Source organism: Cupriavidus sp. H19C3 (genome assembly GCF_049393815.1).
Taxonomy (GTDB): Bacteria; Pseudomonadota; Gammaproteobacteria; order Burkholderiales; family Burkholderiaceae; genus Cupriavidus.
In genome coordinates this window covers 874,169-886,878 of record NZ_CP184985.1, presented here as the reverse complement: position 1 = coordinate 886,878, position 12,710 = coordinate 874,169, and the positions used below count along the sequence as shown (strand labels likewise).

10 protein-coding genes are annotated in these 12,710 nt (G+C 68.0%); 7 read left to right on the top strand and 3 right to left on the bottom strand.

Annotated features, from left to right (window positions below; translation table 11 throughout):
- Positions 1–111 precede the first annotated feature (111 nt).
- The 4 genes from DFLDMN_RS04005 (at position 112) to DFLDMN_RS03990 (ending at position 4,964) form a co-directional block, all read left to right on the top strand.
- On the top strand, positions 112–1,056 hold the full coding sequence (locus tag DFLDMN_RS04005; RefSeq protein ID WP_423197211.1) for an AraC family transcriptional regulator: 945 nt from the start codon (positions 112–114) through the stop codon (positions 1,054–1,056).
- Between the two features lie 96 nt (positions 1,057–1,152).
- Positions 1,153–2,148 carry a Ku protein gene (locus DFLDMN_RS04000; RefSeq protein WP_423197210.1) on the top strand — a complete coding sequence of 332 codons (996 nt, stop codon included), beginning with the start codon at positions 1,153–1,155 and terminating at the stop codon, positions 2,146–2,148.
- Between the two features lie 46 nt (positions 2,149–2,194).
- The gene (locus tag DFLDMN_RS03995) at positions 2,195–3,103 is read left to right on the top strand and encodes a tetratricopeptide repeat protein (protein ID WP_423197209.1); all 909 of its coding nucleotides are present in this window, start codon (positions 2,195–2,197) and stop codon (positions 3,101–3,103) included.
- Positions 3,104–3,290: 187 nt separating this feature from the next.
- Positions 3,291–4,964 carry an EAL domain-containing protein gene (locus DFLDMN_RS03990; protein ID WP_423197208.1) on the top strand — a complete coding sequence of 558 codons (1,674 nt, stop codon included), beginning with the start codon at positions 3,291–3,293 and terminating at the stop codon, positions 4,962–4,964.
- A gap of 34 nt (positions 4,965–4,998) precedes the next feature.
- Here the strand turns inward: DFLDMN_RS03990 and DFLDMN_RS03985 are convergent, their stop codons facing one another.
- From DFLDMN_RS03985 to DFLDMN_RS03975, 3 genes are all read right to left on the bottom strand, one after another.
- Positions 4,999–6,306, bottom strand: coding sequence for an Nramp family divalent metal transporter (locus DFLDMN_RS03985; RefSeq protein ID WP_423197207.1), 1,308 nt, complete (start codon positions 6,304–6,306; stop codon positions 4,999–5,001).
- A 202-nt stretch (positions 6,307–6,508) separates the two neighbouring features.
- Positions 6,509–8,797 (bottom strand): molybdopterin cofactor-binding domain-containing protein, encoded by a 2,289-nt coding sequence (locus tag DFLDMN_RS03980; RefSeq protein WP_423197206.1) that lies wholly within the window; start codon positions 8,795–8,797, stop codon positions 6,509–6,511.
- 2 nt (positions 8,798–8,799) lie between these two features.
- Positions 8,800–9,309, bottom strand: coding sequence for a (2Fe-2S)-binding protein (locus tag DFLDMN_RS03975; protein WP_423197205.1), 510 nt, complete (start codon positions 9,307–9,309; stop codon positions 8,800–8,802).
- A gap of 272 nt (positions 9,310–9,581) precedes the next feature.
- Between DFLDMN_RS03975 and DFLDMN_RS03970 the strand changes: the two genes are divergently transcribed.
- The 3 genes from DFLDMN_RS03970 to DFLDMN_RS03960 all read left to right on the top strand — a co-directional run bounded on the left by DFLDMN_RS03970 (position 9,582) and on the right by DFLDMN_RS03960 (position 12,706).
- A complete protein-coding gene (locus tag DFLDMN_RS03970; protein ID WP_423197204.1) occupies positions 9,582–10,559 on the top strand; it encodes a D-2-hydroxyacid dehydrogenase family protein in 978 nt (325 codons plus the stop codon).
- 294 nt (positions 10,560–10,853) lie between these two features.
- On the top strand, positions 10,854–11,822 hold the full coding sequence (locus DFLDMN_RS03965; protein WP_423198303.1) for a tripartite tricarboxylate transporter substrate binding protein: 969 nt from the start codon (positions 10,854–10,856) through the stop codon (positions 11,820–11,822).
- 77 nt (positions 11,823–11,899) lie between these two features.
- Positions 11,900–12,706: an enoyl-CoA hydratase/isomerase family protein gene (locus DFLDMN_RS03960; RefSeq protein ID WP_423197203.1), complete on the top strand. Its 807-nt coding sequence runs from the start codon at positions 11,900–11,902 to the stop codon at positions 12,704–12,706.
- Positions 12,707–12,710 lie beyond the last annotated feature (4 nt).

The window sequence follows — 12,710 nt, the reverse complement described above, 5'->3', positions numbered from 1 at the left end:
AGGTTCTGGTTGGGAAGCGCGGTAGTGGCGTCTCCATGGGTTCCATAGTACGCACCGAATCGATGTGAATGAGTTAGAATCGGCGCACCTTTTTGCTCATTCGTATCACCTATGGATACCCTCAGCGAATTCGTCCGTTTGCTGGAACCGGCCGGCACGGTAGACCTGCATTGCCGGGTAGCGGGCGCATGGTCCGCGCATCATGAACAGGCTGCGCCGGGGCACGTGCCCTATCACGTCATCCTGGACGGCGAGGCGCAACTGACCGTGGGCGGCGAACAGCTGCAACTGCGCGCGGGCGACGTACTGCTGTTTCCGCACGGCGCCGCGCATACCATGCGCGCCATGCAGAGCGGTACGCGGCGCGCGCCCACGCGCCAGTTCAACGGCGTGGTGACCGAGATCGTGGTGCCGGGCGCGGCTGCGCCGCTCAATATCCTGTGCGGTACGTTCGTACTGAATCCGTCGGCGATGCTGCTGCTGCGCACACTGCCCGAGGTGGTGCGCGTTCCCACCGCCAACGTTGGCGACGAGTCGGAAGTGAGCTGGCTGCGCGGGCTGATCGGCATGATGCATGCGGAAGCGGAGGCGCCGCGCGGCGGTAGCACCGCCATCATCTCGGGCCTGTCGACCACATTGTTCACGGTGCTGCTGCGTACGCTGATCGCGCGCGGCGGCGTGGCGCATAGCCTGATCGCGCTGATGGCGGATGCGCGCATGACCCGTGCGGTGGAGGCCATCGTGCGGGCACCCGAACACCCGTGGACGCTCGACGAACTGGCCGAGCGCTGCAACGTGTCGCGCGCCACGCTGGCGCGGCGCTTTGCCCAACTGGGTGGCATCACGCCGCTTGAACTGGTGACCGCGTTGCGCATGGAACGCGCGGCGCGGCTGCTGCGCGACGGCGGACTGTCGGCGGCCGCGGTGGGCGAGCAATGCGGCTATGCCTCGCAGGCGGCGTTCGGCCGCGTATTCGCCCAGCACTTCGGCATGGCGCCGGGTGCCTTCCGCCGGGCCGAGCGCGATCGTCGGGGCGAGGCCGCGGCGGCCTCGTGACGCGGCGGCCAAGGCACTCGCGAATGTCGCGCTGGTATCGCGGCCGGCGCTGGGTGTAACCTTGCCGGTACGTTTGTCGTGTCGCAGGAGGAAGCCATGGCCGCCCGATCCATTGCGTCGTTATCGATCAGCTTCGGACTGGTATCGATCCCGGTCAAGGTCTACTCGGCCACCGAGAGCAAATCGGCGATCGGGTTCAACCTGCTGCACAAGGGCTGTGGATCGCGCCTGCGGCAGCAGTACATCTGCCTCAAGGAGGGCGTGATCGTCGACCGGGCGGACATGGTCAAGGGCTACGAATTCGAGAAAGACCGCTATGTCACCTTCACGCCGGACGAGCTGGCGGCACTGGAGGAAGCGGCACAGCAGACCATCGATATCGTGGCGTTCATGCCGCTTGGCGCGATCGACCCGATCTACTTCGACAAGGCCTACTACCTGGGCCCGGACAAGCGTGGCGCCAAGCCCTACAACCTGCTGGCCGAGGCCATGCGCGAGAGCGGGACCTGCGCACTGGCCAAGTGGTCGTGGAAAGGCAAGCAGTACATGGTGCAGATCCGCGTGGGCGAGGATGGCCTGATCCTCCAGCAGTTGCTGTATGCCGACGAGGTCCGCTCGATGGCGGATCTGCATGTCGAGCATACCGACGTACAACCGGCGGAACTGGCGCTGGCGCAGCAGTTGATCGAGCAGAACTCGGTGGAGGGATACGATCCCGCCGCATACGTCGACGAGGAGAAGCAACGCATTCTCGAACAGATCGACAAGAAGATCGCGGGCAAGAAGATCACGGTGGCGGCCGAAGCGCCGGTGGCGACGGGCGGCGAGGTCATCGACCTGATGGAAGCGCTGCGCAAGAGCATCGGCACCGGCAAGCGCCAGCCCGCGGCGAAGACCGCCAGGGGGGAGCCGGCGGCCAGAACGGCGGGAACGGTGGGCACCGCGGGCACCGCGGGCACGACGAAGGCGGGCGGCGCCAGGGCGGCTCGCGAGGCAGCGGTGGAAGCCGTGCCGCGCAAGACCGCCCGGCGCGCCGCGCCGGCCCCGGCGCCAGCGGCGGCACCGAAGCGCGCCGCGCGCAAGCACGGTTAGATGGGACCACGCGGACCTGGGATGCGGTGATATGCATGGTTACACGATGCGGGATGTCCAGACGCTGCTCGGCATTTCGCGCACTGTCGTCACCGCCCTGATCGCGGCCGGCGTGGTGGCGCCGCGCCGGGGTGTGCGGCGCGAATACCGGTTCACGTTCCAGGATGTGGTGCTGCTACGCACCGCACAATCCCTGCGCGCCTCGCGCATTTCCACGCGAAATATCACCCGTGCGCTCAAGCGCCTGCAGACCGTCGAGCAGCAGGGTCGCCCTCCCACCGGCCTGCGCGTCGGCGCGGCCGGACGCGATATCACGGTGCGCGACCGCAACGGGCAATGGCACGTCGATACGGGCCAGTTCGTGTTCGACTTCGAGGCGCAGGGCGAGGGCGCGCGGCAGGGGCCCGCGCCCGGCGCCGTGGTGGCACTGCCCAGTGCAAACGCGCGGGGCACCACCGAGCGGGGCACCGGCGCAGGGAGCACCAGCGCAGGGAGGGCAGGCGAAACTCGGGCTGGCTGGCGGCAGGCGATGGTGCCGGCCGACGACGCGCTCGTGCATTTCGAGCGTGGCGTGGCGGCCGAGGAACATGCGCCGGAGCAGGCGCGCGCGGCATACGCGGCGGCGCTGGCGGCCGATCCCGATTTCCTCGATGCGTACCTGAACCTCGGCTGCCTGTTGTGCGACCGCGGTTGCGTGCGGGAAGCCATCGCGCTCTATCGCGCGGCGCTGAAGCGGCTGCCCGATCAGCCGGTGCTGCACTTCAACCTCGGGGTGGCGCTCGAAGATGCGGGCGTCACGCGCGAGGCGCTGCGGAGCTACCATGCCTGCATCGACCTTGCGCCAGACTTTGCCGATGCGCACTACAACGCCGCGCGACTGCACGAAGCGCTGGGCGATCCGCACCGGGCGATCCGGCACTACAACCAGTACCGCAAGCTCGAACCGACGTCGTAGCTGGCGTTGCCCGCCCAAACCGGCCGCTTCCTGCACACACGCGGACTCGATGCCATCCCTCCGACGTCCGATTGTTGCAATGTAGGACACCCACTGACATCTCCGCCGCGCGCGCGTCCGCACAATCGGTCTTTCATGGGCTGGGTCAAGGGTTACGGTAAATGACGCGGGGCGACTGGGGGCGAACTTGATCGGCAAGACCTGGCGAGAAGCGTTCGGCGGATGGTCGCCCTCGCCAGCTGCGTTGCTGCTGTGGCTGGCCATCTGCACGTGCACGACCGCCGCCGCGCTCTGGTTTGGCGGGCGGCATGCCGACGACGTGATCCGCCAGCGCGAGCACGCGATTGCCGCCGAGGTGGTGGCGTCGCTCGAACACATGATCGGCTCCGTGGCAAGGCATGGGCAGGGCCGCATCGGCCCGCTGGCAGGGCAACCGTGCAGCGCGATCGCCGCTGCCCTGAACGAGCGGCAAAGCTATGTTCCGTACCTGCGCGCGGCGGCCACGGTCGCCGATGGCGTGGCGTATTGCTCGTCCACGCGCGGCAGCATCCGGGTGCCGCTGTCATGGTATTTCGGGGTCGCTACGGACACACACGCGCGTCTGATTGCGCTGGCCGGGCGCACGCCGTTCCGGGAAGGGGCACCTGCGCTGGTGCTGTTCGAGCCCGCGAGTGGGGCGCCGGCGAACGCCACGGCGGATGCGACGACCGACACGAAGGCCGGCACCGGCACCGATGTCAACGCTGACGCGCAGGCGGGCGGCCGGGGCGTGCTCTATCTGATCGAGGGCGTCTACCTCGTCGATGCGCTGATGCATGGCACGGGCTTTGGCGCGGGCGAGGTGGTGGCGTCGGTCGGCCGCTCGTCCATCTATCAAGATGGCACGTTCCGCGATGCGCCGGTGCCCGAAGGCACCAGCACGCGCGTGCGCTCGCAGACGTTTCCGTTGCTGGTGACGGTCACCGCGTCGCCGGCGTTTGTCGAGGCCACCACGCGCAGGTACGCGTTGATGTTCGGCCCGATCGGGTTGCTGATCGGCCTGCTGCTGCTCGCGGGATTCCTGATCGTCGCGGCGCCGCGACGGCTGCTGCTGCAGGCCGTCCGTACCGGTCTGCGCCGTGACCAGTTCACGGTGGTCTATCAACCGATCGTGTCGGTGCGGACGCGCCAGCGGGTGGGCGTGGAAGCGCTGCTGCGCTGGCGGCATCCGCGCTGGGGCACGATTCCGCCGGGCTCGTATATCGAGGTCGTGGAATCGACGCCGCTGATCGTCGATATCACGCGCTTCGTGCTGCAGCGCGTGGTCGAGGATATCGAGCGCTACCGGCCCGCCATGCCGATGCATATCGCGGTCAATGTGGCGCCGCTCAATATCCGCCGCAAGGATTTCGAAGCCGAACTCATTGCCCTGCAAAACCGCATGCCGGCCGGCGCGGCGCTGGTGCTGGAACTCACCGAGCGCCATCTGCTTGCCGACCAGGGCGTGGTGATGGAAGCGTTCGATCGCCTGCGCCGCGCGGGTATCCGACTTGCCGTGGACGACTTCGGCACGCGCAACAGCAATCTCGACCTGCTCCGCACTTTTCCGTTCGACTATCTCAAGATCGACCGCCAGTTCACGCAGGACGTGGATGAGGATGCCAAGGCGCTGCTGGCCAGTATCGTGGCCATGGCCCATCATTTCCGCCTGGTGGTGGTGGCGGAAGGGATCGAGACCGAGGCCCAGCATGCGTTGCTGGCCGAGATCGGCGTCGATTGCGCGCAGGGATATCTCTATCAACGGCCGGCCGGGCCCGCGACGGTGCTGGCGGCCAGCGGGGGAGCGGAGATCGAGCGGGAAGCCTCCGCCGCCGCGGTCTGAAGCGGGCCGGCCCACGTTCCGGCCCGGCCTGGCGTCAGGCCAGCGCGCTTTGCCAGAGCAGCACGATATTGAGCAACACGATGGCAATGGCCGAGGTCCATGCCGCCCCGAGCGCGATGCCCTTGACGCGCCATTCGCCCATCAGGCCGCGATTGGCGCCGAACATCACGAGCGGTACCACGGCAAGCGGGAGTGCCAGGCTCAAGACGACCTGGCTGGCCACGAGCAGCTCGGCCGAGCCGTGTTCGCCGAACACACCCACCGCGGCGAGGGCCGGGACGATGGCAATGGCCCGTGTCAACACCGCGCGACGCAGGCGCGACATGTGGAGGTTGAGAAACCCTTCCATCACGGCCTGGCCCGCCAGCGTGCCGGTCACGGTCGAGTTGAGGCCACAGGCCAGCAAGGCGACGGCGAACAGCAGGCTCGCGAGTTCCGAATGAAGCAACGGGTCGAGCAGGCGGTGCGCATCGGCAAGGTCGGTCACCTCGGTAAGGCCATTGGCGTGGAACACGGCGGCCGCCACGATCAGCAGCGAGGCGTTGATCAGGAACGCGAAGCCGAGCGAGCCGAAGGTGTCGAGATTGACGCCGCGCAGGATCTGCGTCATCTCGGCCTTGCGTTGCACCGCGTCGCCGCGCTCCGGCGCGAACCTGCGCACGAGGGCGGAGTGGAGGTAGAGGTTGTGCGGCATGACGGTCGCGCCGACGATGCCGGCGGCAAGCCAGAGCATGCCGGCGTTGCGCACCAGCTCGGCCGACGGCTTGAGGCCGCCGATCACCGCGCGCCATTCGGGCTGGGCCATCGCCAGTTGCGCCACAAAGCAGAGCGCGACGATCAGGATCAGGACCGCGATGGTGCCTTCGAGCGTACGCCGGCCTTCGCGCTGGACCGCCATCATGGCGACCGTGGTGACGGCGGCCATGAGCACGCCCACCCAGAGATTGACGCCGAGCAGCAACTGCAGCGCCACCGCGCTACCGACGATCTCGGCCACATCGGTGGCGATGATCGCGATCTCGCTGGCGAGCCACAGCCCGATGGTGGTCCGGCGCGAGAAACGCTCGCGGCTCAGTTGTGCAAGGTCGCGCCCGGTCACCACGCCAACGCGGGCAGCCATCCATTGCAGCAACATGGCCACCAGGCTGGCGGCGGCAATCACCGACAGCAGCGCATAACCGTACCTGGCGCCGCCCGAAATGGCCGTGGCCCAGTTGCCCGGGTCCATGTAGCCCACCGCGACCAGCGCGCCGGCGCCCAGGAAGGCAAACCGCGAGCGCGGCTGCGCAGCGACCTGTGCGGGGCGGGACGGCAGTACGGCGGTTTCGAGCGGCGGCGGCATGATCGGTTACCTGATGTAGTGTCCGGGCGGCTCATGCCACCCTTCCAAGCTATTGTGGACACTGCGGGCCCGCTCGGCCAATTGGTTATGGCTAAGGTTGCGATTGATAATGAATCGCATTTGCGATCCATGCCAGTCCGGCGGCCACCGCACCTACGCCCGCCCGCGGCGAAAGAAGCGGTGGATGCCGCACTCTTCGGACTCAGACGCCGACTTTTTCCGCCCGGGCGGGCTTGCCGCGCCTACCGCTGCCCGCCTTCAATCCCGCCAGCATCTTCTCCGGCAGGAACGGCACCGAGCGCAACCGCACGCCGGTAGCCGCGAACACCGCGTTCGAGATGGCCGCCGGGATGGTGGCCGGCGCCATTTCGCCAGCGCCCCAGGGTGCGGCGTCGGGCCGGTCGATCAGGCTGACATGGATGTTCGGCACATCCGGAAAGCGCAGGATCGGATAGCTCGCCCAGTCGACCGAGGTCACGCGATGCGCGTCGAAATGGAGTTCCTCCATCAACACCCGGCTGACCGTCTGCACGATGCCGCCCTCGATCTGGTTGCGCGTGCCGTCCGGGTTGATGATCTGGCCACAATCGTGGCTGCACCAGACATCGGTCACGCGGATCTGGCCGGTCTTGCGATTGACGGCCGCTTCGAGCACGGTCGCGACATAGGTGCGGTCGTTGTCGTAGCGCACGAAGGCGAGACCGCGGCCGCGCACGACCTCGCGCGGATCGCCCTGGTGGCGGATGGCGCGGGCCGCGCGCGCGTTCCAGCCGGCGAGCCTGGCCACGTCCTGGAGCACGGCACGGGCGCGCGGGTCGGACAGGTACTCCAGACGCCATTGCAGCGGATCGGCGCCGGCGGCCATGGCCAGTTCGTCGAAGAACGCCTCGTTGGCAAAGGCATTCTGCAGGCGGCCCGGCGAGCGCAGATGCGCGGTGCGGAAGGCGCTGTCCTTGACGCGGTACACCTTGGTGCTGACATTGGGCAGGGCATAGAGCACGTCAGCGTTCTTCGAAATATTGCCGGTCACGTAAGCCGGACGGGCAATACCTGACGTCACCGTCGCCAGCAGCGGAAACTCGGCGATCGTGCCTTTCTGCGCGGCCGCATAGAACGCCGATTGCCATGCGACCGGGCGCCGTTGCGCGTCGAGGCCGCCCTTGAGATCGATCGCCGTCGGCGGGCTCTTCGGGTCCCAGCCATGCTCGTCGGCGCGCATCCACTGCACGCGTACCGGCGCGCCGGCCAGTTGCGACACCAGCGCGGCGTCGGCCGAGCAATCCTCGTGGCCGTTGCGGCCATAACAGCCGGCGCCATCGAGATAGATCAGACGGACCCTGGACTTGTCCAGGCCGAGCGTGATGGCGATTTCGCCCTGCAGGGAGTGGGTCGACTGCGCGGCGGACCAGATCGTGCACTGGCCGTCGCGGAAATCGGCCACCGCGCAGGCCGGGCCGATCGAGCCATGTGTGTTGGGCGGAAATTCGTAGGTGGCTTCCAGCCGTTGGCTGGCCCCGGCCAGCGCGGCGGCCACATCGCCCTTGTCGGCGGGCGTCTCGACGCTGCTGACCGGCAGCTTGCGCCAGTAGCCGTAGAGATCGGCCTGGTCGGGAAAGTGCGGCGGATCGTCCCATTGCACCTTGAGCGTGCGGGCAGCCTTGATGGCGCCCCATTCGCTGGGGCTCAGCACGGCGAGAAAGTCCTGTTTGCGCACGACGCGCGCGCCGGGCAGGGCGCGGATCGAGCTTTCGTCGACGCTGACCAGCCTGGCGCCCGGGCCGGCCGGGCGAATCACGCGAGCATGGAGCATGCCGGGCAGGCGGAAGTCCTGCATGAAGGTGAACTGACCCGTCACCTTGCCCGGAATATCGACGCGCGGCACGTTCTTGCCTACCAGCGTATGGCGAGCCGGCGGCTTGAGCGGGACGTTGGGGTCGAGCGCCACCTGCAGCGGCTTGCCGGCGACGAGCTCGGCATAGCTGGCCTTGCGGCTGCCGCCGGCGATCACGCCGTCGATCACCGTCAGCGTGGCCGGGTCGGCCTCCCATTGCGCAGCCGCCTTGGTGACCAGCGCCCGGCGTGCGCACGCGGCGGCCCGGCGCAGCGTGGTGCCGCCGTCCTGGATGGTCAGGCTGCCGGCGGTCTGGCCCTGGTCGAGCGTGAGCAGCGTATCGCCCATGACCAGGTCGACCTGACGGAAACCCACGTCGAGTTCTTCCGCCACCATCTGGGCGAGCGCGGTGCGGGCGCCCGTGCCGAGGTCGACCTTGCCGCTATAGACGGTGACACGGCCGTCCGGGCCGATTGCCAGCCAGGCATCGACCTCGCCCTTGGCATTGGAGCTTCGGGTCACCGTCTTGCCGGCGGCGTCGATGCCAGTCACGCCGGTCACGCCGGTCACGCCTTGCGCCAGCGCTGGCGGCACCAGTCCCGGCAGCGTAAACGAGACCAGCAGCCCGCCGCTGCCCTTGAGAAATGCGCGACGATCCATGGTCAGGCCTCCTGCGTGGTGGTGGCCGCGGCGTCCGCGGCAACCGTGGCGGTGGCCTGGCCGGAGGCTCGCCGCACGGCCTTGATGATGCGCGTATGGGTCCCGCAGCGGCACAGGTTGCCGGCAAGCGCCTCGCGAATCTGGGTCTCGCTGGGCTTGGGATGCTGCGCCAGCAGGCCCACCGATGTCATGACCATGCCATTGATGCAATAGCCGCACTGCACGGCCTGCTCGTCGATAAACGCCTGCTGCACCGGATGCGGGGCCTCGGGCGTGCCCAGGCCTTCGAGCGTGGTGACCTTGCCGTTGCCGATCGAGGACACCGGCAGCAGGCACGAACGGGTGGCGGTGCCGTTGAACAGCACCGTGCAGGCGCCACATTGGCCGAGGCCGCAACCGAATTTGGGACCGTGCAGGCCGAGGTTGTCGCGCAGCACGTAGAGCAGGGGAGTATCGCTATCGACGTCGACGGACTGTTGCCTGCCGTTGACCTGTAGCTGATAGGTGGGCATGGGGCGCTCCTTTGTCATTGTTATGCGTGGTGCGTCGGCTGCCGGCCCACCCTCCATGGGGTGAGGGCGGTGGGGCGGCGCCTGGGGGACGCAGCCTCGAATCTAGGCCAGTGCGCGCGCGCCGGCCAGCGCGCCGACGTGGCGTATTTCCAGGCAACGGAAATGCCCCCTTTCCGGCCGTGATTTTCTTCCTACACTGTGCGGACCCGATAACTGGCCGGGGCGCCAATCGCGATATGGCGCATCGTCTTCTCTCTCCCAACGGACTTCCCATGCGAATCGCCATCCCCGACGATTACCAGGACTGCGTGCGCGGCCTCGACTGCTATGCGCGCCTGGCGGGCCACGATGTGACCGTCTATCACGACAACGTCAAGGGCACGGATGCGCTGGCCGCGCGCTTTGCCGACGCCGACGCCATCGTGCTGACGCGCGAACGCACCGCCATCACGGCCGAATTGCTGGACCGCTTACCCAAACTGCGGCTGATCAGTCAGACCGGCAAGGTGGCCGGACACGTCGACCTGGCGGCGTGCACGGAACGCGGGATTGCCGTGGCCGAAGGCAGCGGCTCGGGCGCGGCCACGGCCGAACTGACCTGGGCGCTGATGCTCGCGAGCCGGCGCCACCTGGTGGCCGAGGTCAATCGCCTGCGCGCAGGACAGTGGCAGGGCCACCTGGGCCAGCAGTTGCGCGGACAACGGCTCGGGGTCTGGAGCTATGGCCGCATCGGCAAGCAGGTGGCCGGCTTTGGCAAGGCCTTCGGCATGAAGGTATGGGTGTGGGGACGCGAGGCCTCGACCGCCGATGCGCGCAAGGATGGCTTCGAAGTGGCGCCATCGCGCGACGCGTTCTTTGCCGAGAGCGATATCGTGAGCCTGCATATCCGCCTCAATGCGCAGACCGAGGGTATCGTCACCGCGGCCGACCTGGCTCGCATGAAGTCTACCGCGTTGCTCGTCAACACGAGCCGGGCCGAGCTGATTGCGCCGGGCGTGCTGCCGGCGGCGCTGCGCGGGGGGCGCCCGGGTTTTGCGGCGGTGGACGCCTACGAGCGCGAGCCGGTGCTGGGGGCCGACGATCCGCTGCTGCAACTCGATAACGCGCTATGCACGCCGCATATCGGCTTTGTCGAAAAGGACAACTACGAGGCGTACTACGGTGGCGCCTTCGACAACATCAACAGCTTCTTCGCCGGCATGCCGGCCAACCTGGCCAATCCGGACGTGATCGCGCGCCTGCGCGCGTAAGCCACGCGCCGGAAGCTCCGGACACTCCTTGGGACGGCCGTGCGTGATCCGCACGGGCCGTCCTATTTTTTTGTGCGCCAGGGTCTGGCTGACAAGCCAATTGATTCCATTCAATGGAATTCGACGGATGCGGCAGGCCGGCAAACGGCCTAATCTCCCAGCAACGACAACGTGCCGCCGATTCCGCAGGATGGAAATCGGATGGCGATAACAACGCAACAGGAGACACGCGTGACTCGTACCTTTTTCCAGCCCCTGCAGTGGGCCCGCCGGGCCCGCCAGACTTTTCCCGCGCTGCCGGCCACGGCCGCGCTTGCCATCGCCGCCTGCCTGTCGACGGTCGCGGCGCCGGCCCACGCGGCGTTTCCCGACAAGCCGCTGCGCATCGTCGTACCGTTCTCGCCGGGCGGCGGCACCGACCTGGTCGCACGTGCCATGGGCGTGGCGATGGCCCAGGATCTGGGCCAGCCGGTGGTGGTCGACAACCGTCCTGGCGGCGGCACCATCATCGGTACCGACAATGTCGCCAAGAGCGCGCCCGACGGCTACACGCTGGTGATGGCCACGTTCGCGCATGCGGTCAACCCCAGCCTGCAGCCGAAGCTGCCGTACGACACCGAGAAGGCCTTTGCGCCGGTGATGCTGGTGGGCCGCTCGCCCAACGTGCTGGTGGTGCGTGCCGACAGTCCGTACAAGACCGTGCAGGACGTGCTTGCGGCCGCGCGCGCCCGGCCCGGCCGCCTCTCGTTTGCCTCGCAGGGGCCGGGCACCTCGGCGCATCTTGCGGGCGAGCTGTTCAAGAGCCTGGCCCACGTCGACCTCACGCATATCCCGTACAAGGGCGCGGGTCCGGCCATTACCGATCTGCTGGGCGGTCAGGTGGACCTGATGTTCGCCACCGCCTCGGCGGTCGGCAACCTGCTGGAATCGGGCAAGCTGCGCGCGCTCGGCGTGACCACCGCGCAGCGTTCCCCCAGCCCCGACCTGGCCAAGGTACCGACGATCGCCGAGAGCGGCGTGCCCGGCTACGTCGCCGAGAGCTGGTATGGGCTGTTCGCGCCTGCCGGTACGCCCAATGCGGTCATCGCACGCCTGAATGCCGCGGCCAGGAAGGCCGTGACCGCCGACGCCTTTCGCAAGCGCGCCGAAGCCGAAGGGCTGATGGTGACGCCCGGTACGCCGGAGGACTTTGCCCGCTATGTGCACGGTGAGGAGGCGCGCTGGAGCAAGGTCGTCAAGGACGCGCGCATCACGCTGAACTAGGCAAACCCGGCATCCGGTTCGTCGCTCCCCATTCCAGGGCCTGGATTCGCAGTCTTCAAGTTTTCAACCATCGCACCATGAACGAATTCAAATTGATATCGCTGGAGGATCGCGCGGGCATCGCCGTGCTGACCCTGAACCGTCCCGACAAGCGCAACGCCATCAGCGACGACATGCGCACGGAATTGATCGCCGCGCTGGAACGCGTGACCGCCGATCGCACGGTCCGCGCGCTGGTGCTGACCGGCAGCGGCAAGGGCTTCTGCGCCGGTGGCGACGTGGCCGGCATGCAGCGCCGCATGGATGCGCCGGCGGGCGAGGTCGGCTTCAACGGCTGGACGCGCCAGCAGCGCGTGCATCATTCGGTGGCGCTGCTGCACGATATGCCCAAGCCCGTGATCGCGGCCGTCAATGGCGGCGCCAATGGCCTCGGTGCCGACCTGGCGATGGCATGCGATTTCGTGATCGCGTCGCAGGCGGCCAGCTTTACGTGGTCGTATATCCATCGCGGCCTGATTCCCGATGGCGGCGGCATGTACTTCCTGCCGCGTCGTACCGGCCTGTCTACGGCGAAGGAGCTGATCTTCAGCGGGCGCAAGGTGGAGGCGGACGAGGCGCTGCGGCTCGGTATCGCCGACCGCCTGAGCCAGGCACCGGAGACGCTCGTCGACGAGGCCGTGGCATGGGCTACGGCACTGTCGCAGGGATCGGCCACCGCGCTGGCGCTGGGCAAGACCATTCTGAACCAGACCTTCGAGCTGACCGCGAGCCAGGTCTTTGCGCAGGGCAGCCAGGCGCAGGGCATCTGCTATACGAGCCACGAGCACCGCGAATCGGTGCTGGCGTTCCTGGCCAGAACGGCCGCCGCCAAGTCCGGGAGCTGACGCG

What these genes read in the sequence shown, in the direction of transcription:
- DFLDMN_RS04005 (WP_423197211.1), top strand. Translation starts at nt 112, where the DNA reads ATGGATACCCTCAGCGAATTCGTCCGTTTGCTGGAACCGGCCGGCACG.
- DFLDMN_RS04000 (WP_423197210.1), top strand. Translation starts at nt 1,153, where the DNA reads ATGGCCGCCCGATCCATTGCGTCGTTATCGATCAGCTTCGGACTGGTA.
- DFLDMN_RS03995 (WP_423197209.1), top strand. Translation starts at nt 2,195, where the DNA reads ATGCGGGATGTCCAGACGCTGCTCGGCATTTCGCGCACTGTCGTCACC.
- DFLDMN_RS03985 (WP_423197207.1), bottom strand. Translation starts at nt 6,306, where the DNA reads ATGCCGCCGCCGCTCGAAACCGCCGTACTGCCGTCCCGCCCCGCACAG.
- DFLDMN_RS03980 (WP_423197206.1), bottom strand. Translation starts at nt 8,797, where the DNA reads ATGGATCGTCGCGCATTTCTCAAGGGCAGCGGCGGGCTGCTGGTCTCG.
- DFLDMN_RS03975 (WP_423197205.1), bottom strand. Translation starts at nt 9,309, where the DNA reads ATGCCCACCTATCAGCTACAGGTCAACGGCAGGCAACAGTCCGTCGAC.
- DFLDMN_RS03970 (WP_423197204.1), top strand. Translation starts at nt 9,582, where the DNA reads ATGCGAATCGCCATCCCCGACGATTACCAGGACTGCGTGCGCGGCCTC.
- DFLDMN_RS03960 (WP_423197203.1), top strand. Translation starts at nt 11,900, where the DNA reads ATGAACGAATTCAAATTGATATCGCTGGAGGATCGCGCGGGCATCGCC.